Annotated in this window: 18 protein-coding genes; 12 read left to right on the top strand and 6 right to left on the bottom strand. The window is 71.2% G+C overall.

From position 1 onward, the window contains the following. Positions 1–16: 16 nt before the first annotated feature. Together F1615_RS03810 and F1615_RS03805 are read right to left on the bottom strand one after the other, a co-directional pair. A complete protein-coding gene (locus tag F1615_RS03810) occupies positions 17–391 on the bottom strand; it encodes a WhiB family transcriptional regulator (RefSeq protein ID WP_149547426.1) in 375 nt (124 codons plus the stop codon). Positions 392–499: 108 nt separating this feature from the next. Continuing rightward, positions 500–1,195 (bottom strand): DUF1707 SHOCT-like domain-containing protein, encoded by a 696-nt coding sequence (locus F1615_RS03805; RefSeq protein ID WP_149547425.1) that lies wholly within the window; start codon positions 1,193–1,195, stop codon positions 500–502. A 191-nt stretch (positions 1,196–1,386) separates the two neighbouring features. On the opposite strand from F1615_RS03805, the gene F1615_RS03800 reads away from it, so the two are divergent. From F1615_RS03800 to F1615_RS03780, 5 genes are all read left to right on the top strand, one after another. Further along, positions 1,387–3,066, top strand: coding sequence for a fumarate hydratase (locus F1615_RS03800; protein ID WP_149547424.1), 1,680 nt, complete (start codon positions 1,387–1,389; stop codon positions 3,064–3,066). Between the two features lie 260 nt (positions 3,067–3,326). Continuing rightward, a complete protein-coding gene (locus tag F1615_RS03795) occupies positions 3,327–4,817 on the top strand; it encodes a M28 family peptidase (protein WP_149547423.1) in 1,491 nt (496 codons plus the stop codon). Between the two features lie 113 nt (positions 4,818–4,930). Then, positions 4,931–6,334: a class II fumarate hydratase gene (locus F1615_RS03790; protein WP_149547422.1), complete on the top strand. Its 1,404-nt coding sequence runs from the start codon at positions 4,931–4,933 to the stop codon at positions 6,332–6,334. 72 nt (positions 6,335–6,406) lie between these two features. Beyond that, positions 6,407–7,099, top strand: coding sequence for a cytidylyl-2-hydroxypropylphosphonate hydrolase (gene fomD / locus F1615_RS03785; RefSeq protein ID WP_149547421.1), 693 nt, complete (start codon positions 6,407–6,409; stop codon positions 7,097–7,099). Between the two features lie 274 nt (positions 7,100–7,373). After that, positions 7,374–9,521, top strand: a complete 2,148-nt coding sequence (locus F1615_RS03780; protein WP_167533655.1) for a SpoIIE family protein phosphatase — start codon at positions 7,374–7,376, stop codon at positions 9,519–9,521. A gap of 61 nt (positions 9,522–9,582) precedes the next feature. Here F1615_RS03780 and F1615_RS03775 read toward each other — a convergent pair whose 3' ends face one another. Further along, positions 9,583–11,871, bottom strand: a complete 2,289-nt coding sequence (locus tag F1615_RS03775; RefSeq protein ID WP_167533654.1) for a transglycosylase domain-containing protein — start codon at positions 11,869–11,871, stop codon at positions 9,583–9,585. Positions 11,872–12,142: 271 nt separating this feature from the next. On the opposite strand from F1615_RS03775, the gene F1615_RS03770 reads away from it, so the two are divergent. The 5 genes from F1615_RS03770 (at position 12,143) to F1615_RS03750 (ending at position 17,047) form a co-directional block, all read left to right on the top strand. Further along, positions 12,143–13,078, top strand: a complete 936-nt coding sequence (locus F1615_RS03770; RefSeq protein WP_149547419.1) for an SPFH domain-containing protein — start codon at positions 12,143–12,145, stop codon at positions 13,076–13,078. Further along, positions 13,075–13,329, top strand: coding sequence for a hypothetical protein (locus F1615_RS03765; protein ID WP_149547418.1), 255 nt, complete (start codon positions 13,075–13,077; stop codon positions 13,327–13,329). Before F1615_RS03770 ends, F1615_RS03765 begins: the two co-directional genes overlap by 4 nt. Before the next feature lie 156 nt (positions 13,330–13,485). Next, positions 13,486–14,010, top strand: coding sequence for a PadR family transcriptional regulator (locus F1615_RS03760; protein WP_037939462.1), 525 nt, complete (start codon positions 13,486–13,488; stop codon positions 14,008–14,010). After that, complete coding sequence (locus tag F1615_RS03755; protein ID WP_149547417.1) at positions 14,007–14,702, top strand: ABC transporter ATP-binding protein; 696 nt, start codon at positions 14,007–14,009, stop codon at positions 14,700–14,702. Before F1615_RS03760 ends, F1615_RS03755 begins: the two co-directional genes overlap by 4 nt. Further along, positions 14,699–17,047 (top strand): ABC transporter permease, encoded by a 2,349-nt coding sequence (locus tag F1615_RS03750; RefSeq protein ID WP_149547416.1) that lies wholly within the window; start codon positions 14,699–14,701, stop codon positions 17,045–17,047. The genes F1615_RS03755 and F1615_RS03750 overlap by 4 nt, the downstream gene beginning before the upstream one ends. A gap of 25 nt (positions 17,048–17,072) precedes the next feature. Here the strand turns inward: F1615_RS03750 and F1615_RS03745 are convergent, their stop codons facing one another. Continuing rightward, positions 17,073–18,017 (bottom strand): LysR substrate-binding domain-containing protein, encoded by a 945-nt coding sequence (locus tag F1615_RS03745; protein WP_425385619.1) that lies wholly within the window; start codon positions 18,015–18,017, stop codon positions 17,073–17,075. 133 nt (positions 18,018–18,150) lie between these two features. Between F1615_RS03745 and F1615_RS03740 the strand changes: the two genes are divergently transcribed. Beyond that, complete coding sequence (locus tag F1615_RS03740; protein WP_149547415.1) at positions 18,151–18,705, top strand: peroxiredoxin; 555 nt, start codon at positions 18,151–18,153, stop codon at positions 18,703–18,705. Between the two features lie 6 nt (positions 18,706–18,711). Next, positions 18,712–19,245, top strand: coding sequence for an alkyl hydroperoxide reductase (locus F1615_RS03735; RefSeq protein ID WP_149547414.1), 534 nt, complete (start codon positions 18,712–18,714; stop codon positions 19,243–19,245). A gap of 76 nt (positions 19,246–19,321) precedes the next feature. Here the strand turns inward: F1615_RS03735 and F1615_RS03730 are convergent, their stop codons facing one another. After that, the gene (locus F1615_RS03730; protein WP_149547413.1) at positions 19,322–20,710 is read right to left on the bottom strand and encodes an AI-2E family transporter; all 1,389 of its coding nucleotides are present in this window, start codon (positions 20,708–20,710) and stop codon (positions 19,322–19,324) included. Positions 20,711–20,852: 142 nt separating this feature from the next. Beyond that, positions 20,853–21,551: a transglycosylase SLT domain-containing protein gene (locus F1615_RS03725; RefSeq protein ID WP_149547412.1), complete on the bottom strand. Its 699-nt coding sequence runs from the start codon at positions 21,549–21,551 to the stop codon at positions 20,853–20,855. Between the last annotated feature and the right edge of the window lie 344 nt (positions 21,552–21,895).

Below are 21,895 nucleotides of genomic sequence, written 5' to 3'. Positions count from 1 at the left end.
TCTTTCGTGCGCGCTGCTAGCCCGCCGCCGCTATGCGGCCCTGGCGGGCGGTCTTCTTGAGTTCCATGTCGCGGCGCCTGCGGCGGGCCAGCACCACGCGGCGCTCGGCGGCGGTGAGGCCGCCCCAGACGCCGTACGGCTCGGGCTGGAGCAGGGCGTGCTCGCGGCACTCGACCATGACCGGGCAGCGGGCGCAGACCCGCTTCGCCGCCTCCTCACGGGAGAGCCGGGCGGCGGTGGGCTCCTTCGACGGCGCGAAGAACAGCCCCGCCTCGTCGCGCCGGCACACCGCCTCGGTGTGCCAGGGGGCGTCCTGGTCCCTCTCCCGCCCTGCCGCAGACTGGGCCGGAACGGCGGCTACCTGCAGGGACGAATGCGGCGGTTGCAGCACGGTCTACTCCTGACGACGGCTTCGCGAGCGAGAGACGATGCAGCAAGGCTTACCCGATGTACGCGCGCCTATGCACTGCGTCCCCGACGGGGCTCCGCTCGTGCCGGGTCAGTGGCCGAGATGCTTGCGCATGCTCCTGTCGACCGTGCGCTGCACCCGGTCGAGGATGTCCGCGACGAACTTGCCGCGCCTGGGCCGCGCCTCGACGCTGCCCAGCACCGCCCAGCCGTCGACGAAGACCACCGGGGCCTCGTCGTCGGTCGCGTCGAGCGTGTCCACCTCGAAGGAACCCAGCACGCCACCGCCCGTGCCGCGCAGCGACACGTTCTCCGGGACGCGGACCTCGACGCTGCCGAAGACGGCGAACGCCTTGATCATGACCTGCTGGTGGTCGAACAGCGCCTCGCTGAGGTCGATCTCGACGCTGCCGAAGATCGCGTACGCGTGGATGCGGCGGCCGGTCCGCCATCGGCCCTTGCGGGCGGCGGCGCTGAACACCGCGACCACGTTGTCATCGGGGTCGACGGGGATCGCGCCCGCGGTGGGCCGGCTGGGGGCGGAGGAGTGGGCCGCGCGCCGCTGGTGGGCTATCGGCAGGTCCCGGACGAACACGTCCAGCTCCCCCACCGTCTTGGCGGCCAGCACGCCCTCGACGCGCTCCGCGTGCTCGTCGGCGGTCAGGCGGCCCTCGGCGAGGGCCTCGCGCAGGAGGTCGGCGATACGGTCCCGGTCGGCGTCGGAGGCGCGCAGCTCGGCGGCCCCCGGTGCCGTGTCCGGCTGCTGGGCGTGCTTCTGAAGGTCCACGGCAGCAGCGTACCCAAACGCGATAGATCGCGACTACCCTCTCGCGCGGACAACTCTCGCAGGGGCGTCTTGCGCGCGGACGTCTCCCGCGCGGACGACTGAGGACAACCTCACAGGTTCACCGCCGACGGCAGGTCCTAGGCTGGTGAGCGCCCGCCAACGGAGGCGGGCGGTCTTCCGTCGAGTGAGGAATGGGCGAGATGCCTGAGTTCGAGTACGCCGATCTGCTCCCCATGGGAGAGGACACCACCCCCTACCGGCTGGTGACCTCCGAAGGTGTCTCCACCTTCGAGGCCGACGGGCGGACGTTCCTCAAGGTGGAGCCGGAGGCGCTGCGCAGGCTCGCCGAGGAGGCCGTCCACGACATCCAGCACTATCTGCGCCCCGCCCACCTGGCGCAGCTGCGCCGGATCATCGACGACCCCGAGGCGTCGGGCAACGACAAGTTCGTCGCCCTGGACCTGCTGAAGAACGCGAACATCGCGGCGGCCGGCGTGCTGCCCATGTGCCAGGACACCGGTACGGCGATCGTCATGGGCAAGCGCGGGCAGAACGTGCTGACGGCGGGCCGCGACGAGGAGGCCCTGTCCCGGGGCATCTACGACGCGTACCAGAACCTGAACCTCCGGTACTCGCAGATGGCTCCGCTCACCATGTGGGAGGAGAAGAACACCGGCTCCAACCTCCCGGCGCAGATCGAGCTGTACGCGACGGACGGCGGCGCGTACAAGTTCCTGTTCATGGCCAAGGGCGGCGGGTCCGCCAACAAGAGCTTCCTGTACCAGGAGACCAAGGCGGTCCTGAACGAGGCCTCCATGATGAAGTTCCTGGAGGAGAAGATCCGTTCGCTCGGTACGGCCGCCTGTCCGCCGTACCACCTGGCGATCGTCGTCGGCGGCACGTCGGCCGAGTACGCGCTGAAGACCGCGAAGTACGCCTCCGCGCACTACCTGGACGAGATTCCCTCCGAGGGGTCGCCGCTCGGGCACGGCTTCCGGGACGAGGAGCTGGAGGAGAAGGTCTTCGAGCTGACGCAGAAGATCGGTATCGGGGCGCAGTTCGGCGGCAAGTACTTCTGCCACGACGTGCGGGTGGTGCGGCTGCCGCGGCACGGGGCCTCGTGCCCGGTCGCGATCGCGGTGTCGTGCTCGGCCGACCGGCAGGCGGTCGCGAAGATCACCACCGAGGGCGTGTTCCTTGAGCAGCTGGAGACGGATCCGGCGCGGTTCCTTCCCGAGACGACGGACGAGCAGCTCGAGTCGGAGGGCGACGTCGTCAGGATCGACCTCAGCCAGCCCATGGACGACATCCTCGCCGAGCTGACCAAGTACCCGGTGAAGACCCGGCTTTCGCTGACCGGGCCGCTGGTCGTGGCGCGTGACATCGCGCACGCCAAGATCAAGGAGCGGCTGGACGCGGGCGAGGAGATGCCGCAGTACCTGAAGGACCACCCGGTGTACTACGCCGGGCCGGCGAAGACCCCGGAGGGGTACGCGTCGGGGTCCTTCGGGCCGACGACGGCCGGGCGCATGGACTCCTACGTGGAGCAGTTCCAGGCGGCGGGCGGGTCCAAGGTGATGCTGGCGAAGGGGAACCGGAGCAAGCAGGTCACGGACGCGTGCGACGCGCACGGCGGGTTCTACCTCGGGTCCATCGGGGGGCCGGCGGCCCGGCTCGCCCAGGACTGCATCAAGAAGGTCGAGGTCGTCGAGTACGAGGAGCTCGGGATGGAGGCGGTCTGGAAGATCGAGGTCGAGGACTTCCCGGCGTTCATCGTCGTGGACGACAAGGGCAACGACTTCTTCCAGGACCCCTCGCCCCAGCAGCCGACGTTCACGTCGATCCCGGTGCGGGGGCCGGGGCAGGCGTAGCCCCCGCGGTGCGGCGGGGCGTTTCCTCCGCCCCCGCCGCCCCTTCCCGTCCCGTCCCCGGGGGCCGCGCCCCCAGCCCCCTTCGGCTCTGGACGGGCCTTGTCCTCACACGCCGGACAGGCTGATTCAGCTCTGTCCGGCGTGTCCGCATAGCGGACTTCGTGTGCTGCTTTCGGACAATCTGGCCTCTGTCCTGCCCTTTCCGTTGACTGGCTCAACCATCGCTGTGAGTCTTCTCGTCGCTCCGACATGCACATGCCATGTCAATCCTGCGTGGCTCACCCCACAGCCACCTCCCGGAGGAGACCCAGGTGAAACGAAGACTCGCCGTCGCGGGCGTCTCGCTCGCTGTCGTGCTCGGCTGCGGAACACTCCCCGCCGTGGCCGCCGGCTCCGTGCCCGCCGCGACCACCGCCGCCGCCGCGCCCACCGCCGCCGCCGCGCCCGACGTCGACGTGAACAAAGTGAAGGCGCATCTCAACGAGCTGAGCGCCATCGCCGGGCGGAACGGCGGGAACCGCCGGTCCACCGGACAGGGGTACCGCGACTCCGTCGCCTATGTGAAGGGCAAGCTCCAGGCCGCCGGTTACACCGTCACCGAGCAGCCGTGCACCTCCGGCTGCACCAGCGGCGCCGGGCCCAATCTGATCGCCGAATGGCCCAAGGGCGACGCCAACAACGTGATCATGTTCGGCGCCCACCTCGACGGCGTCTCCGCCGGGCCCGGCATGAACGACAACGGCTCCGGTTCCGCCGCCCTGCTCGAGAACGCCCTGACGCTGGCGCAGACGAACCCCGCCATGCGCAACCGGGTCCGCTTCGCCTGGTGGACCGACGAGGAGCAGGGCCTCAACGGGTCCGACTTCTACGTCCGTTCGCTGTCCTCGACCGAGCGCGCCAAGATCAAGGCGTACTACAACTTCGACATGGTCGCCTCCACCAACGGCGGCTACTTCATCAACCACATCACCTCGTCCGCCGCCGCCCCGATGAAGGCGTACTGGGACTCACTGGGTCTCCAGCCCGAGGAGAACACCGAGGGCGCCGGGCGCAGCGACGACTACTCCTTCGAGCAGTACGGCATCCCGACCTCCGGGTACGCCATGGGGGCCAGCGCCCGGAAGACCTCCGCGCAGGCCGCCAAGTGGGGCGGGACCGCCGGGTCCGCGTACGACCCCTGCTACCACCGGTCGTGCGACACCCTCACCAACATCAACACCACCGGTCTCGACCGCGCGTCCGACGGCATCGCGTACACCCTCTGGCAGCGCGCCGTGGACACCGGCACCGGCGGCAGCTGCGACACCGCCGGTGTCGTCGGCAACGGCGGGTTCGAGAGCGGGACCTCGCCGTGGACCGGGAACACCGGCACCATCGGCGCCCACTCGGGCCGGCCGGCGCACAGCGGGACCCGGTTCGCCTGGCTCGGCGGCAACGGGTCCACGAGCACCGAGTCGATCAGCCAGACGGTGACCGTTCCGTCCGGGTGCACCCAGGCGTCACTGAGCTACTGGCTGCACATCGACACCGACGAGTCCGGCTCGACCGCCTACGACCGGTTCACCGTCAAGGCCGGCGGCAGCACGCTCGCCACCCTGTCCAACGCCAACGCCGGCAGCGGCTACGTGCAGCGGTCGGTGAATCTGTCGGCGTACGCCGGGCAGACGGTGACCCTGACCTTCACCGCCAGCGAGGACTACAGCCTGCAGACCAGCTTCCTCCTGGACGACGTGACCCTGCAGAGCGGCTGACCGACCCCCCACGGGTGCTCCGCCCCGCCGCGCTCCCCGCGCGGCGGGGCGGACGGCCGCGCCGGGAATACGCTCGTCCCGGGCCGCTGCTGTGCACTTTCGGAGGTACGACGATGACGACCACGGACGACGACCGGCACTACCGCGTCGAGCACGACTCCATGGGGGAGGTGAAGGTACCCGCCGACGCCAAGTGGCGCGCCCAGACCCAGCGCGCCGTGGAGAACTTCCCGGTCTCCGGACAGCGCCTGGAGCGCGCCCACATCGAGGCGCTGGCGCGGGTCAAGGGCGCCGCGGCCAAGGTGAACGCCCGGCTCGGGGTGCTGGACGAGGACATCGCCGAGGCGATCCAGGAGGCGGCCCGCGAGGTCGCCGAGGGGCGGTGGGACGAGCACTTCCCGGTGGACGTGTTCCAGACCGGGTCGGGGACCTCGTCCAACATGAACACCAACGAGGTCATCGCCACGCTCGCCACCGAGCGGCTGGGACGGGACGTGCACCCGAACGACCACGTGAACGCCTCGCAGTCGTCCAACGACGTCTTCCCGTCGTCCCTCCACATCGCCGCGACCGCCGCCGTCACCCGTGATCTGGTCCCGGCCCTCGATCACCTCGCCACGGCCCTGGAGCGCAAGGCCGTGGAGTTCGCCGACGTGGTGAAGTCCGGGCGCACGCACCTGATGGACGCCACGCCCGTGACGCTGGGTCAGGAGTTCGGCGGCTACGCGGCCCAGGTGCGGTACGGGATCGAGCGGCTGAACGCCTCGCTGCCGCGCCTCGCCGAGCTGCCGCTGGGCGGCACCGCCGTCGGCACCGGCATCAACACCCCGCCGGGGTTCTCCGCCGCCGTCATCGAGGAGGTCGCCCGCGCGACCGGACTGCCGCTGACCGAGGCGCGCGACCACTTCGAGGCGCAGGGCGCCCGGGACGGCGTCGTGGAGACCAGCGGGCAGCTGCGGACCGTCGCCGTGGGCCTGACGAAGATCGCCAACGATCTGCGGTGGATGGCGTCGGGCCCCCGCACCGGCCTCGCGGAGATCAGCCTCCCCGATCTCCAGCCCGGCTCCTCGATCATGCCCGGCAAGGTCAACCCGGTGATCCCGGAGGCCGTGCTCATGGTCTGCGCGCAGGTGACCGGCAACGACGCGACCGTGGCCGCCGCGGGCGCCTCCGGCAACTTCGAGCTCAACGTCATGCTCCCGGTCATCGCGAAGAACGTGCTGGAGTCGGTGCGGCTGCTCGCGAACGTCTCCCGGCTGCTCGCCGACCGCACCGTCGACGGCATCGTCGCGCACCGTGAACGGGCCCGGGAGTACGCCGAGTCCTCGCCATCCGTGGTCACCCCGCTCAACAAGTACATCGGCTACGAGGAGGCCGCCAAGGTCGCCAAGAAGTCCCTGGCGGAGCGGAAGACCATCCGGCAGGTGGTCCTCGAGGGCGGCTACGTCGAGCGCGGCGACCTCACCGTCGAGCAGCTCGACGAGGCGCTGGACGTCCTGCGGATGACGCGGCCGTAAAACACGCCGCCCCGGAGGTGAACCGTGACCGGGGCCGCAGCGTCGTATGCCTGGGGCACCTAACATCTGGCCATGGCAGAGGGTGGAGCGACGATGCGCGAGGAAGCGGGCCGGGGCGCCGGCCACTGGGTGCCCGGGACGCAGATCCTGTGGCGTTACCGGGAGAACGGCGGTGCGCGCATCCACATCGCGCGCCCCGTCACGGTCGTGCGCGACGACCCGGAGCTGCTCGCCGTGTGGATGGCGCCCGGGACCGAATGCGTGAAACCGGTGCTCGCCGACGGCACGCCCGTGCACCGCGAGCCGCTCGCCACCCGGTACACCAAGCCGCGCACGGTGCTGCGGGACCGCTGGTCCGGCACCGGTGTGCTGAAGCTGGCCCGGCCCGGCGACCCCTGGTCGGTGTGGCTGTTCTGGGAGCCGGGCTGGCAGTTCAAGAACTGGTACGTGAACCTGGAGGAGCCGCTGGCCCGTTGGGCGGGCGGGGTGGACTCCGAGGACCACTTCCTGGACATCTCCGTGCACCCGGACCGGGCCTGGTACTGGCGTGACGAGGACGAGTTCGCGCAGGCCCGGCGGGACGGGCTGGTGGACCCCGCGCTGGCCGGGAGGGTGCGGGAGGCCGGGCGGGCCGCGGTCGGGGTGATCGGCGCCTGGGGGCCGCCCTTCTCGGACGGCTGGGAGAACTGGCGCCCGGATCCGTCCTGGACGGTACCGTCGCTGCCACAGGACTGGGACCGCACTCCCGCGCATGTGTCCTCGTGAGACCCTTGCTGAGTCCCCGGGCGGGAAACGTAGGATCGTCGTCCGCAAGGGCGCGGGGCAGCAACCACCGGAGCACGCGCCGGGCTTGACCGAACGTCACCGAGGGGCGGCAGGACGTGAGCGAGGGGTACGGAAACACCGGGAGCGGCCGGGAACGGCCGGCCGGCCGCGCAGCAACAACCTCTGACCACACGCGAAATCCGTTCCGGGGGCACGCATTCCGGGTATCGGAGTTTCGGCGGGACGAACCGCGCGCACGGCGTGCGCCGGACGGATGGACTCGACACGCGTGACGGAGCAGCCGACCTCCTTCGAGCGCCCGCAGCCGGGCGTGGACCCCGCGGATCCCCGCGGGGCGCTCCTGCGTACCCCGTCACCGGCCCGCGTGCCGGGCACCGGGGCCGCCTTACCGGTACAGGGCCGCTCCGGCGGTGAGCCGCCCGCGCCGGGGGCCGCGTCCCCTGGGTCGTCGGGTGCCGCCTCACCGGACACCGTGACGCCCGGCGGCACCGGCCAGGACCCCGCGCCCGGACCGGATTCCGAGCACTCCCAGCCGGGCGCCGGACACGGCGGCGAACCGGCCACGCACCGGCCGCGTCCCGCCCCGGAGGGCATCCCGGTGCAGCCGGCCGCGGGACAGGGCATCCCGGCGCAGGCGCCCGAGGGCCAGGAACGCCGCACCGGGCAGGTGACACAGCCCGGGCGGCCGACGCCGATGCGGCGCGACGGTGACCGGCTGCGGTTCGTCGGCGCCGCGACCCGGCGCATCGCCCGCGGCATCGACCTGGACGAGATCGTGATGGGGCTGTGCCGGGCCACCGTGCCCACCTTCTCCGACGCGATCCTGGTCTATCTGCGCGATCCGCTGCCGGTCGGCGACGAGCGGCCCACGGGCCCGCTGGTGCTGCGGCTGCGCCGCAGCGACCGCATCCCGGCGGAGCGGGACACCGAGGGCGGGTTCGCGCCGGTCGCCCAGCCGGAGCCGTCCGAGCTGGACTCGGTCGGCGAGGAGCTGTGCACGGTACGGCCGGGCAGCGCGCTCGCCGAGGTGCTGCGCGGCGTGCGGCCGGTGTTCACGGACGCGCCGGCCGCCCGGGCCGCGCTGCCCGAACTCCTCGGCGAGAACGGCGCGTCGGCCGTCCCGGACGGGCAGCGGGCGATTCTCGCGCCGTTGCGCGGCCGGCGCCGGGTGATCGGCGCGGCGCTGTTCCTGCGCCGTCCGGAACGCATCCCGTTCGAGGCCGACGATCTGCTGGTCGCCGCGCAGCTCGCCACGCACAGCGCCCTCGGCATCGACAAGGCGGTGCTGTACGGGCGGGAGGCGTACATCGCGGACGAGTTGCAGCGCACGATGCTGCCGGAGACCCTGCCGCGCTGCACCGGCGTACGGCTGGCGTCGCGCTATCTGCCGGCCGCGGAGACGGCGCGGGTGGGCGGTGACTGGTACGACGCGATCCCGCTGCCGGGCAGCCGGGTGGCGCTGGTGGTCGGTGACGTGATGGGTCACTCCATGACGTCGGCGGCGATCATGGGCCAGCTGCGCACCACCGCGCAGACCCTGGCCGGTCTCGACCTGCCCCCGCAGGAGGTGCTGCACCACCTCGACGAGCAGGCGCAGCGGCTGGGCGTGGACCGCATGGCGACCTGCCTGTACGCGGTGTACGACCCGGTCTCCCACCGCATCACCATCGCCAACGCCGGCCATCCGCCGCCGATCCTGCTGGAGCTGGGCGGCCGGGCCGAGGTGCTGCGGGTGCCCGCGGGCGCGCCGATCGGCGTGGGCGGGGTGGACTTCGAGGCCGTGGAGCTGGACGCGCCCGCCGGGGCGACGCTGCTGCTCTACACGGACGGCCTGGTGGAGTCCCGGCTGCGGGACGTGTGGACCGGGATCGAGCAGCTGCGCGAGAAGCTCGCCGCGACCGCGCAGCTGACCGGCCCGGACCATCCGCCGCCGCTGGAGGCCCTGTGCGACGAGGTCCTCGACATGCTCGGCCCGGGCGACCGGGACGACGACATCGCGCTGCTCGCCGCCCGCTTCGACGGCATCGCCCCCAGCGACGTGGCGTACTGGTTCCTTGAGCCGGAGGACGCGGCTCCCGGCCGGGCCCGCCGGCTGGCCCGGCGGGCGCTGTCCCGCTGGGGCATGGAGGAGCTCAGCGATTCGGTGGAGCTGCTGGTCAGCGAGGTGGTGACCAACGCCGTGCGCTATGCGACGCGGCCGGTCACGCTGCGGCTGCTGCGCACGGACGTGCTGCGCTGCGAGGTCGGTGACGACGTGCCGCAGCTGCCGCGGCTGCGGCAGGCGCGCGCCACGGACGAGGGCGGGCGCGGGCTGTACCTGGTGAACCGGCTGGCGCGGCGCTGGGGCGCGACCCGGCTGAGCACCGGCAAGGTGGTGTGGTTCGAGCTGAACCACGGCTGAGCCGTCGTACGGCGGGAGGGGCGCCCGGTGCGGTCACCGGGCGCCCCTCGTGCGGTGCGGTCTACTGGTCCTCGCCGAACTGCGGGTCGTCCGGGTCGCCGGGGATCCCGAAGGTCGGCGAGCCCGACGGCGACGTGTTCGTCGGCGGCGGTGACGTCGGCGTCTGGGTCGGCGGCTCGGACGTCGGCGGAGCGGACGAGGTCTCCGGCGGCGCCTCGGTGGTGGGCGCCTCGGTCGTCGGCTCCTGGCTCGGGGGCTGCGAGGGCGTCTGCGTGGCCGACGGCGTCCGGGTGGGCCTGACGGCCGCGCCCTGGTCGGTGTCCAGGTCGAACCTGCTGACCTCGTCCATCACACCGAAGGTGTACGCCGCCCAGATCTCGGCGGGGAAGCCACCGCCGTTGACGCGGTAGTCGACGCCGCCCGCCTCGTACATCGGGACCTGCTTGCCGTTCTTGGCGTCCTCGCCGAACAGGCCGACCGAGGTGACCAGCTCGGGCGTGAAACCGGTGAACCAGGCGGACTTGTTGTTGTCGGACGTACCCGTCTTGCCGGCCACCTGCTGGCTGTCGCGCAGCGGGTTCTCCCGCACGGACCTCCTGGCCGTACCGTCGTCGACCACACCGGTGAGCACGGAGGTCACCGTGTCGGCGGCGGCGCGGCTGATGACCCGGTCGCCGACCGCTTCGGGGAACTCGACGCTGCGGTCCTTGTGCTCGACCGACTTCACGAGGGCCGGGGTGACCTTCTCGCCGTGGTTGGCGAGGGTGGCGTAGACGCCCGCCATCTCCAGCGGGCTGGCGCCCATACTGCCCAGGGTCTGTGCGGGCACGGCCTCCATGCCCTCGGTCTCCATGCCGAGGTCGCCGGCGACCTTCACGACCTCGGGCATGCCGACGTCGATGCCCATCTGGGCGAAGACCGAGTTGACGGACTTGTTCATCGCCTCCTGGACGGTGATGTCGCCGTAGTCGACGTCGTCCTCGTTGGGGGGCGCGAAGCCGACCTTGCGGCCGCCGTCCATGACGGGGCGCTTGCTCGTGCCGTCGTAGATCGTGTCGGCCGTGATCGGCACGCCGTCCTGGGTCTCGGCGGCCTGGTCCACGGCCGCGGCGAGGATGACCGGCTTGAAGGTGGAGGCGGGCTGGTAGTCGTCGCGGGTGGCGTTGTTGGTGAAGTGCTTCACGTAGTCCACGCCGCCGTACATGGCCACGACCTCGCCCGTCTTCGGGTCCACGGACACGGCGCCGGCCTGGACGTCGGCGTCGACGTCGCGCTGGTCCGGGTCGAGCTTGCTGGTCAGCTTGGCCTTGACCGCCTTCTCCAGCGCGGCCTGCTTCTTCTTGTCGATGTTGAGCGTGATGGTGTAGCCGCCGACGTCCAGCAGGGCGTCGGCCTGCTTCATGTCCTCGGCGATGCCCTGGTCGACGAACTGCCGCTTGAGCGCGTTGTCGGCCGCCTCCACCAGGTAACCGGTCTGGCCCTCCATCCCGGGGGCGGCCTTGGGCGCCTTGGGCACGGGGAACTCCATGCCCCGGCGGTCGGCCGCGTCCAGCCACTTCTGCTCGACCATGTTGTCCAGGACGTAGTTCCAGCGCTCCTGGACCAGCTTCTTGCCGGTCTCGCCGGCCACCGCCCAGTCGTACTGGCTCGGTGCCTGGAGCAGCGCGGCGAGGTACGCGCCCTGCTCGACCGTCAGGTCCTCGGCGTCGACGCGGTAGTAGGCCTGTGCGGCGGCCTGGATCCCGTAGGCGCCGCGGCCGTAGTAGCTGGTGTTGATGTATCCGGCGAGGATGTAGTCCTTGGACTTCTCCCGGTCCAGCTTCAAGGAGATGACCACTTCCTTCATCTTGCGGGTGACGGTCTGTTCCTGCGTCAGGTAGTAGTTCTTGACGTACTGCTGGGTGATCGTCGAACCGCCCTGTGCGCCCTTGCCGGACAGCGTGTTGAGCAGGCCGCGCGCGGTGCCCTTGATGTCGACGCCGGAGTCCTTGTAGAACGTCTTGTTCTCGGCGGCGACGAAGGTGCGCTGGACGTCCTTGGGGACCCTGGCCAGGTCGACGATCTCGCGGTTGAAGCCCCTGCGGGCCATGACCGAGCCGTCGCTGTACTTGTAGACGTTGCCCTGCGACTCGGCCTCGGCGTTGCCCTCGGGGATGTCGATCACCATGTAGAGCACGATGAAGGCGCCCATGCCGAGCAGGCAGAGGCCGAAGAACGTGCCGATGATCTTCTTCCAGGTGAAGAGCCGGCGTATGCCGGTGCGGCCGGCCGCGCCCGACGAGCGGTGGCCCGCGGGTGCCCCACGGTGCCCGCCGCGCTGTCGTGCGCGTCTTTCTTCCGCTCGTCCCATACGCCCGTTCCGCTCCGCTTCGTTCATGTGCGCTCGACTGCCACACAGGTTCGCCGCTCAGGTCAGCTCAGAAAGCTAACACCGGGAGCTATGACAAAGGACTGCTGATGCGGTCGTTACGGACGTGACAATCAGCACCCGCCCCGAAGGAAACGACGTGCGGGAGGGGTGCGAGGTTGCCATGAAGGGGTAATCTGTTATCACTTTGCTAGGCAGGCGCTAGCGGCGCGGGATCCGCGCGGACGGCGCCCGGAGAAACGGGGGATCACCCATGTCCACACACGACACCCAGGTCACGGCCGATGTGCCCGAGATGCCGGCCCCACGCGTGCGGGAGTTCGCGGCGCACAGCATCGGCGGCGGCCTTGCGCTGCTGCTCGGACTGGCCGGGCTCCTCATCGGCGCGGCGCTGGTCGTCACCGCCACCGCGGTCACCGGGACCGGTGCCAAGGCGGTGCTGATCATCGGCGGCATCCTGGTCGCGATCGCCGCGTTCCTCGCGATGTGCGGGCTGAACATGGTGGCCCCGGGCGAGGCCCGGGTGGTGCAGCTCTTCGGCCGCTACCGCGGCACGATCCGGCAGGACGGACTGCGCTGGGTGAACCCCTTCACCTCGCGCACCAAGATCTCCACGCGCGTGCGCAACCACGAGACCGCCGTCCTGAAGGTCAACGACGCCTACGGCAACCCGATCGAGCTGGCCGCGGTCGTGGTGTGGCGGGTGGAGGACACCGCGCAGGCCACCTTCGAGGTGGACGACTACATAGAGTTCGTCTCCACCCAGACCGAGGCGGCCGTGCGGCACATCGCCATCGAGTACCCCTACGACGCCCATGACGAGGACGGCCTCTCGCTCCGCGGCAACGCCGAGGAGATCACCGAGAAGCTCGCCGTCGAGCTGCACGCGCGCGTGGACGCGGCCGGTGTGCAGATCATCGAGTCCCGCTTCACGCACCTCGCGTACGCTCCCGAGATCGCCTCGGCGATGCTCCAGCGGCAGCAGGCGGGCGCGGTCGTGGCGGCGCGGCAGCAGATCGTGGAGGGCGCCGTGGGCATGGTCGAGTCGGCGCTGACCCGGATCGCCGAGCAGGACATCGTGGAGCTGGACCCGGAACGGAAGGCGGCGATGGTGTCCAACCTGATGGTGGTGCTGTGCGGTGACCGCTCGGCGCAGCCGGTCCTCAACACCGGGACCCTCTACCAGTGACGGCCCCGTCCGGGGGCCAGGCCCCCCAGGGTCGGCCGCAGCGCAAGCAGGTGCTGCTGCGGCTCGACCCGTCGGTGTACGAGGCGCTGGCGCGCTGGGCGAACGACGAGCTGCGCTCGGCCAACGCGCAGATCGAGTTCCTGCTGCGGCGGGCGCTCGCGGAGGCGGGGCGGCTGCCCGGCGACGCAGGGCCCCTGCCCCGCCGCGGGCGCCCGCCCGGGGGCTCCGCCCCCGGACCCCCGCCGGCCTGAACGGCCTCCTCCCCGGACTCCGGGCGGGCCGATGGCTCTCGGCCTCGGTAGCAGAACCGTGACAATCGACCCTCACCTGCACCTCCGTACACCCCGCCATGAACTGCACACTCCGCGTATACACACGGCGTATACACACTGTGTAGAGTGCTCGGCATGTCCATCGGTCACACCCTCCTGGGGCTCCTGGAGTCCGGCCCGCGTCATGGTTACGACCTGAAGCGGGCCTTCGACGAGAAGTTCGGTCACGACCGGCCGCTGCACTACGGCCAGGTCTACTCGACGATGTCGCGCCTGCTGAAGAACGGGCTCGTCGAAGTCGACGGCATCGAGGCCGGCGGCGGCCCCGAGCGGAAGCGGTACGCGATCACCGAGGCCGGCATCACCGATGTCGAGCGGTGGCTCGCCACCCCGGAGAAGCCGGAGCCGTACCTCCAGTCGACGCTCTACACCAAGGTCGTCCTGGCGCTGCTCACCAGCCGCGACGCCGCCGACATCCTCGACACGCAGCGCTCGGAGCATCTGCGCGGCATGCGGATCCTCACCGACCGCAAGCGCAAGGGCGATCTCGCCGACCAGCTCATCTGCGACCACGCCCTGTTCCACCTCGAGGCCGACCTGCGCTGGCTGGAGCTGACCGCGGCGCGTCTCGACAAGCTCCGTGCGGCGGTGACCCGATGAGCACACCCGTTCCTCCCGGCTCCCTGCTCACCGCCCGGGACCTGCGCAAGGTCTACGGACCGACCACCGCGCTGGACGGTGCCGGCTTCTCCATCCACCCCGGCGAGGTCGTCGCCGTGATGGGCCCCTCCGGCTCGGGCAAGTCGACCCTGCTGCACTGCCTCGCCGGGATCGTCACCCCCGACTCCGGCTCGATCACGTACGACGGGCGCGAGCTGACCACCATGAGCGACGCCGAGCGCAGCGCTCTCCGGCGCTCGGAGTTCGGCTTCGTCTTCCAGTTCGGGCAGCTCGTGCCCGAGCTCACCTGCGTGGAGAACGTCGCCCTGCCGCTGCGGCTGAACGGCACGCCCCGCAAGGAGGCCGAACGGGCCGCGCTCACGTGGATGGAGCGCCTCGAGGTCGACGACGTCCGCACGAAGCGGCCCGGCGAGGTCTCCGGCGGTCAGGGCCAGCGGGTCGCGGTGGCCCGGGCCCTGGTCACCGGTCCGCGGGTGCTGTTCGCCGACGAGCCGACCGGCGCGCTGGACTCCCTCAACGGCGAGCGCGTCATGGAACTGCTCACCGACGCCGCCCGGTCCGCCAACGCCGCCGTCGTCCTCGTCACGCACGAGGCGCGGGTGGCCGCGTACTCCGACCGCGAGATCGTGGTGCGCGACGGCAGGTCCCGGGACATGGAGCGCGCCGTATGAGTGCCGGTCGGTCGAGTGCCGGCCAGTGGGCACGGGATCTCGGGATGGGGACCCGGTTCGCCTTCGCCGGCGGACGCGAGGGCTGGATCAGGGCCCTGCTCACCGCCGTCGGTGTCGGACTGGGGGTGGCGCTGCTGCTGCTCACCACCGCCCTGCCCGGCGCCCTGGCGGAGCGGCACCGGCGGGAGGAGGCGCGTCTCGACTACACCTTCGGCCGGCCGATCGAGCACAGGACCGACGACACCCTGGTCATCGCCAGGACCGACACCGAGTTCGACGACCGGGACGTCCGCGGCCGGCTGCTGGAGGCGGAGGGCGCAAAGGCCCCGCTGCCGCCGGGCCTGCGGGAGTTCCCGGCGGCGGGCGACATGGTGGTCTCCCCCGCGCTGAAGGAACTGCTCGACTCCGGCAGCGGCGCGCTGCTGCGCGAGCGGCTGCCCTACGACATCGTGGGGACGATCGGCGAGCAGGGGCTCATCGGTTCGCAGGAACTCGCCTACTACGCGGGCGGCAGGGACCTCGCGGAGCGGGTCGGCAACTCGGCGGCGGAGCGCATCGACTCCTTCGGCGACCCGAACCCCACGGAGGAGAAGACCGATCCGGTCCTCGTCCTGCTGGTCCTGGTCGTCTTCGTGGTGCTGCTGATGCCGGTCGCCGTGTTCATCGCCGCGGCCGTACGGTTCGGCGGCGAACGGCGCGACCGCAGGCTGGCCGCGCTGCGGCTGGTCGGCTCCGACGGCGCCATGACCCGGCGGATCGCCGCGGGTGAGGCACTCGCCGGGGCACTGCTCGGGCTGGTCTTCGGCACCGGGTTCTTCCTGGCGGGACGCGAGGTCGCCGCGTCGTTCGAGGTGTACGGCATCAGTGTCTTCCCGAGCTATCTGAACCCCTCGCCGCTGCTGGCGCTGCTGGTCGCGGTGGCGGTTCCGGCGGCCGCGGTGCTGGTGACCCTGCTCGCGCTGCGCGGGGTGGTCATCGAACCGCTCGGCGTGGTGCGCACGGCGCGGCCCGCCCGCCGCCGGCTGTGGTGGCGTCTGCTGCTGCCGCTGGCCGGGCTCGGCATGCTGGCCCCCATGATCGGCCAGGGCCGGGAGAACGGGGACTTCAACCAGTACCTCGTCACCGGCGGCGTCATCTCTTTGCTGGTCGGGGTCACCGCGCTGCTGCCGTGGGTGGTGGAGACGGTCGTGGCCCGGCTCGGCTCGGGCAGTGTGTCCTGGCAACTGGCGGTCCGGCGCCTTCAGTTGAGCAGCGGAGCGGCGGCCCGCCTGGTCAACGGCATCGCCGTGGCGGTGGCCGGCGCGATCGCCCTGCAGATGCTGTTCGCCGGCGTCGAGGACACCTACACCGAGGACACGGGCTACGACGTGGCGCGGGCGCAGATGCAGGTGCGCATCCCGGAGGGCGTGAACACCGCCGCGGCCGCCGCGAAGTTCGAGAGGACCGAGGGCGTGCGCGAGGTCTACGCGCTGTCCGAGGGCTACTTCTCGGACCGGCCCTGGGACCAGGAGCCGCAGCGCTCCGCGGAACTGACCGTCGGCGACTGCGCGACCCTGCGCGAGGTGGCGAAGCTGCCCTCGTGCGAGGACGGCGACGTGTTCGCCGTCCGGGGCGGCGAGTACGACACCGACACCCCGTCCCTGAGCAGGCCGGGCCAGAAGCTGTACCTGGAGACGAACGAGGACGGCGAGAGCCGCGACGTCGTCTGGACCGTCCCGGAGAGCCTGCGGCAGGCCGACTCCGTCAAGGACCCGACGGGCACCCTGCGCGGCGGCTTCCTGCTGACCCCGGGCGCGATGCACGCGGCCGTCGGCAGGGCGGTCACCGGGCAGCTGTACGTCTCGGTGGACGACTCGGTGCCCCACGCCCGCGAGTACGTGCGCAACACGGCGTACGCGGTCGACCCGCTGTCCGAGCCGATGACCTGGTACGCCACCGAGCGCAGCAACCGCTACGAGTCCATCCGCACGGGCCTGTTCGTCGGAGCCACGGCCGTACTGGTGCTGATCGGGGCGAGTCTGCTGGTCTCCCAGCTGGAGCAGTTGCGGGAGCGCCGCAAGCTCCTGTCGGCCCTGGTCGCCTTCGGCACCCGGCGGCGGACGCTGAGCCTGTCCGTGCTGTGGCAGACGGCGATCCCGATCGGCCTGGGCCTGCTGCTGGCCTCGGTGGTGGGCATGACCCTGGGCGCGGTCCTGCTGAAGATGACCTCGACACCGGTCGGCGTGGACTGGCCGAGCGTGCTCCGGATGACCGGCATGGGCGCGGGCGTGGTCCTCGCGGTGACCCTGCTGAGCCTGCCCCCGCTGTTGCGCATGATGCGCCCGGACGGGCTGCGCACCGAGTAGGACCGGGACGGACGACGGGGGACGCTCAGCTCCCCAGGATCCGCACCGGCAGGCCCCGCATCGCCTCGCGCAGGGCCACCGCCAGTTGCTCGTACTCCGCCGCCCTCGCCGTGCCCGTGCGCATGGCGAGGGCGATGCGGCGGGTGGGGGCCGGGTCGGTGAAGCAGCCGGTGAGCAGGCGGCCGGCGCGGGTGGTCTCGACGTCGACGGCGGTGCGCGGCAGCAGCGTCACACCGAGGCCGCCCGCCACCAGCTGTACCAGCGTGGACAGTCCGGCCGCCGTGGTGGTCGCCGGGACTCCGGCGCGGCCGGCCTCGCGGCAGATCTCCAGGGCCTGGTCGCGCAGGCAGTGCCCCTCGTCGAGCAGGAGCAGGTTCAGCTCGCGCAGCACCTCGCGGGGAATGCCCTGCCGGCCGCCGAGCCGGTGGCCGAGCGGGGTGACCAGGACGAAGTCCTCGTCGAAGAGGGGCATTTCGGTCACCCCTGGCACCCCGAGGGGCACGGCGAGCAGCAGCAGGTCGAGCCGCCCGCCGGCCAGTCCCTCCAGCAGGTTGGCCGTCTGCTCCTCGTGCACCTGCAGGTCGAGGGCCGGGTAGCGCTCGTGGACCAGCCGCAGGACCGCCGGCAGCAGGTAGGGCGCCACGGTCGGGATGACGCCGAGGCGCAGCGCCCCGGTGAACGGCGCCCGCAGCGCGTCCGCCTCCTCCATCAGCGCACCGACCTCCGCCAGTACGGCCTTGGCGCGGACGGCGAGCCGCACACCGGCCGGTGAGAGCAGCACCTTGCGCGTCGTACGCTCCACCAGGGTGACACCGAGTGTCTCCTCCAGCGCCGACACGGCCCCCGACAGCGCCGGCTGGCTCATCCCTATCGCCGCCGCGGCGTCCCGGAAGTGCAGATGCTCGGCCACCGCGGCGAACGCGCGGAGCTGCGCGAGGCTGGGCTGCCTGCGCCTATTACCCACGGTCACTAATAGGTCCCTCCGATCAACACGACCGAGTGTAGCTATTTCACTAATCAATGCACCCTGTGCCAACATCAACAAGGTCCAACCCATGGGAAACCCCCGCACAATGGGTGTTTCCTCGCTGCAAGGAGAGCCTGTGCTCACTGTCGGTGACAAGTTCCCCGAGTTCGAACTGACCGCCTGCGTCTCGCTGGAGAAGGGCAAGGAGTTCGAGACGATCAACCACAAGACCTACGAGGGCAAGTGGAAGATCGTGTTCGCGTGGCCCAAGGACTTCACCTTCGTGTGCCCGACCGAGATCGCCGCCTTCGGCAAGCTGAACGACGAGTTCGCCGACCGTGACGCCCAGGTCCTCGGTTTCTCCGGCGACTCGGAGTTCGTCCACCACGCCTGGCGCAAGGACCACGACGACCTGCGCGACCTGCCGTTCCCGATGATGGCGGACTCCAAGCACGAGCTGATGCGCGACCTCGGCATCGAGGGCGAGGACGGCTTCGCCAAGCGCGCCGTGTTCATCGTGGACCAGAACAACGAGATCCAGTTCTCCATGGTGACCGCCGGCTCCGTCGGCCGTAACCCCAAGGAGGTCCTGCGGGTCCTGGACGCCCTGCAGACCGACGAGCTCTGCCCGTGCAACTGGAGCAAGGGCGACGAGACCCTCGACCCGGTCGCGCTGCTGGCCGGGGAGTGACCTGACATGTCGCTCGACTCCCTGAAGTCCCGGATACCGGACTACGCCAAGGACCTGAAGCTCAACCTGGGCTCGGTCATCGGCAACTCCGACCTGCCGGCCCAGCAGCTGTGGGGCACGGTGCTGTCGACGGCGATCGCCTCGCGCTCGGCCGTCGTGCTGCGCGAGCTGGAGCCGGAGGCGAAGGCGAACCTGTCGCCGGAGGCGTACACGGCCGCCAAGGCCGCCGCCGCGGTGATGGCGATGAACAACGTCTTCTACCGCACCCGCCACCTGCTGTCGGACCACGAGTACGGCAACCTGCGCGCCGGTCTGCGGATGAACGTCATCGGCAACCCCGGCGTCGACAAGGTCGACTTCGAGTTCTGGTCCTTCGCGGTCTCCGCGATCAACGGCTGCGGCATGTGCCTCGACTCCCACGAGCAGGTGCTGCGCAAGGCCGGCCTGGAGCGCGAGGCCGTCCAGGAGGCCTTCAAGATCGCCGCGGTGATCCAGGCGGTCGCCGCCACGCTCGACGCGGAGGCGGCCCTCGCGGAGTGACACCGCGCGTCCCGTCACGCACAACGGGCCCGTCCACCCCGGCCGGTGGGCGGGCCCGTCGTGCGTGACGGGCGGGCTACTCCTCGCGCGGGGGCCCGGGGCGCTTCTCCTCGTCCGGCGCCGCGGGCTCGGCAGGCACCGGCAGCGGGGCGTCCGGCGCGGACAGGGCGGTGGCGCCCCGGGGCCGGGGGGAATGGCGTACGGCCGTCTCGAGGGAGTACGCGCGCAGATAGCCGACGACGGTGTTGGTGACCGCGACGAGCGGTACGGCGACCACCGCGCCGCCGATGCCGGCCACCATGCCGCCCGAGGCGACCGCCAGCACCACCGCCAGCGGATGGACCCGCACCGCCCGGCCCAGGATGAACGGCTGGAGGATGTGCCCCTCGATCTGCTGCACCGCCAGCACCACCACGAGCGTCATGACGCCCGTGAACACACCCTGGGTGACCAGCGCGACGACCACCGCCAGCGCTCCCGACACCACCGCGCCCACGAGCGGGATGAACGAGAACAGGAAGATGAAGACGGCCAGCGGCACCGCCATCGGCACGTCGAGGAAGTAGATGCCGAGGCCGATGAAGATCGCGTCGATCAGAGCCACGATCAGGGTGCCGCGTACGTACGCCGTCAGCGTCCGCCACGCGGCCGGCCCGGCACCGGCGACACCCGGACGGGCCGCGGCCGGGACGAGCTTGAGCGACCACTGCCAGATCCGCTTGCCGTCGTAGAGCAGGAACAGCGTGCAGAAGACCGCCAGCAGTATGCCGGTGAGCGCCTCGACGACGACCGTCACGCCCTCCAGGCCCGCCGAGGTGATCTGCTCGGTGTTGGCGCCGACCGCCTCACGCAGGTTCTTGGCGATCTCGTTGATCTGCTTGTCGGTGACGTGGAAAGGGCTGTTGAGCAGCCAGTTGCGCAGTTCGTCGATGCCGTCCTGGATCTGGCTGGAGAGGTTGTCGATGTTCTCCATGATCTGCCAGGTCACGAACCAGCCCATGAGGCCGAGCACGACGAACCCGAACAACGCCGTCAGCGCCGTGGCCGGACCGTGCGGCACGCCGATCCGCCTCAGCCGCGCCACCGTCGGCTGGAGCAGCGCGGTGATCAGCAGCGAGGCCGCGAAGGCCAGCACCACGAGCTGTACGGCGCTGATGACCCGCATGAGCACCCAGACCGTGCCGGCCAGCACCAGCAGCCGCCAGCCGGCCTCGGCGGCGACCCGCACCCCCCAAGGCACGGCCTGCGCCGGGTCCGGGCGGAGGGGGACGGCCTCGGAGGCGGCGTACTCGGCAGCCGGCGGCACCTGGTCGGGGCGCGCGGCGGCCTCCCGCCCGGTGTCCTCGTGGTGGAGGTCGTCGGGCCGGCTGTCCCGCGTCACCTCGGCGCGGCGTTCCTCCAGCCGCTTGCTGACCTCGGTCAGTCGGGCCCCGGCACGGCCGAGCCACCCTGGCACTCGCGACATGATCCGTCCTCTTCCCCCGTTTCTCCCCACCACTCCCCCTGGAGTCGTCGGTCAGACCGTACATGGCGACAGCCCCGCACCGTAGGACGGTGCGGGGCTGTGCCGGGGTTGAGCGGTGGCCGGGGGCGGAGCCCCGGTGCCTCTAGTACCAGTGGTTGGCCTGCCAGAAGTTCCAGGCGCCGCAGGGGCTGCCGTAGCGGCCGTCCATGTAGCCGAGGCCCCACTTGATCTGGGTGGCCGGGTTCGTCATCCAGTCGGCTCCGGCGGAGGCCATCTTGGACCCCGGGAGGGCCTGCACCAGGCCGTAGGCGTCGGAGGTGGGATTGTCGGCCCGGTAGTTCCAGCTCGACTCGCGCTCCACGATGTTGCTGAAGCACTGGAACTGGTCCGCGGGGACGATCTGCCGGGCCATCGCCTGGACCTCGGCGACGGTGTAGGACGCCTGGACGGGGAAGCTGGACGCGTCGCGGACCGCGGAACGGCTGGCGGCGGCCTTGGCCTCGGCGCGCTCCTTGGCCTCCTGCTCCGCCTTCTCGGCCGCTTCCTTCTTCTTGGCGACCGCGGTCTCGGCGGCGGCCTTGCGGGCGGCCTCCTCCGCGTCCTTCTTGGCGCTCGCGTCCGCCGCGATGGCCATCGTTTCGGCCTGCTGCGTCAGGGACGCGGTCTGCACCTGGGCCTGCTGGCCCGCGGGGATGTCCGCGAGCAGCGTGGTGCCGCTTGCCGTCGCTTCGACGTCGTTGTTCTGCGCGGTGCTGCCCGAGGCAACGCCGACGACGCTTCCGACAGCGGTGACCGCCGTGGCCGAGGCCACTGCGAATCCCCGGACCGAGATCCGGCTCACACGGTTTCCTTCCAGCATCGCCCGCTTCGGTGACCCTCGCGGACGCAATCGTGCCCCTGGCACTGGCCTCCCCAACTACGGGTCACGGAAGGCGCGGGCCCGGTGGGCAACTCCCACGAGGGGAGCGCCGCGTGATGCTCGGGCGGCATACGACGACGCTATGGAGTTGGAACGGGGTCCTGCTGTGGTTCTGCACCGCTGGGGGTACAGCTGTGTCGTATGCGGGGCCTGACAGGAGTGAGACTCTGCCGTAACCCGACGGGGCAAGGCAATTCTCCGTTGCGTGTGAAAGCTCACATCCCGTTTGCTCCCGGGGATTCCCGGAAATCGGTACACGCGCCGAC

The sequence above is a fragment of the Streptomyces marokkonensis genome, from assembly GCF_008312835.1.
Taxonomy (GTDB): Bacteria; Actinomycetota; Actinomycetes; order Streptomycetales; family Streptomycetaceae; genus Streptomyces; species Streptomyces marokkonensis_A.
This window is presented reverse-complemented; position numbering and strand designations above follow the sequence as displayed.

Bases quoted from the DNA above. Each gene is read 5' to 3' on its own strand.
- fomD (WP_149547421.1), top strand. From the start codon at position 6,407: ATGGCAGAGGGTGGAGCGACGATGCGCGAGGAAGCGGGCCGGGGCGCC.
- F1615_RS03780 (WP_167533655.1), top strand. From the start codon at position 7,374: ATGGACTCGACACGCGTGACGGAGCAGCCGACCTCCTTCGAGCGCCCG.
- F1615_RS03775 (WP_167533654.1), bottom strand. From the start codon at position 11,871: ATGGGACGAGCGGAAGAAAGACGCGCACGACAGCGCGGCGGGCACCGT.
- F1615_RS03795 (WP_149547423.1), top strand. From the start codon at position 3,327: ATGTCAATCCTGCGTGGCTCACCCCACAGCCACCTCCCGGAGGAGACC.
- F1615_RS03755 (WP_149547417.1), top strand. From the start codon at position 14,007: ATGAGCACACCCGTTCCTCCCGGCTCCCTGCTCACCGCCCGGGACCTG.
- F1615_RS03770 (WP_149547419.1), top strand. From the start codon at position 12,143: ATGTCCACACACGACACCCAGGTCACGGCCGATGTGCCCGAGATGCCG.
- F1615_RS03790 (WP_149547422.1), top strand. From the start codon at position 4,931: ATGACGACCACGGACGACGACCGGCACTACCGCGTCGAGCACGACTCC.
- F1615_RS03735 (WP_149547414.1), top strand. From the start codon at position 18,712: ATGTCGCTCGACTCCCTGAAGTCCCGGATACCGGACTACGCCAAGGAC.
- F1615_RS03730 (WP_149547413.1), bottom strand. From the start codon at position 20,710: ATGTCGCGAGTGCCAGGGTGGCTCGGCCGTGCCGGGGCCCGACTGACC.
- F1615_RS03760 (WP_037939462.1), top strand. From the start codon at position 13,486: ATGTCCATCGGTCACACCCTCCTGGGGCTCCTGGAGTCCGGCCCGCGT.
- F1615_RS03800 (WP_149547424.1), top strand. From the start codon at position 1,387: ATGGGCGAGATGCCTGAGTTCGAGTACGCCGATCTGCTCCCCATGGGA.
- F1615_RS03750 (WP_149547416.1), top strand. From the start codon at position 14,699: ATGAGTGCCGGTCGGTCGAGTGCCGGCCAGTGGGCACGGGATCTCGGG.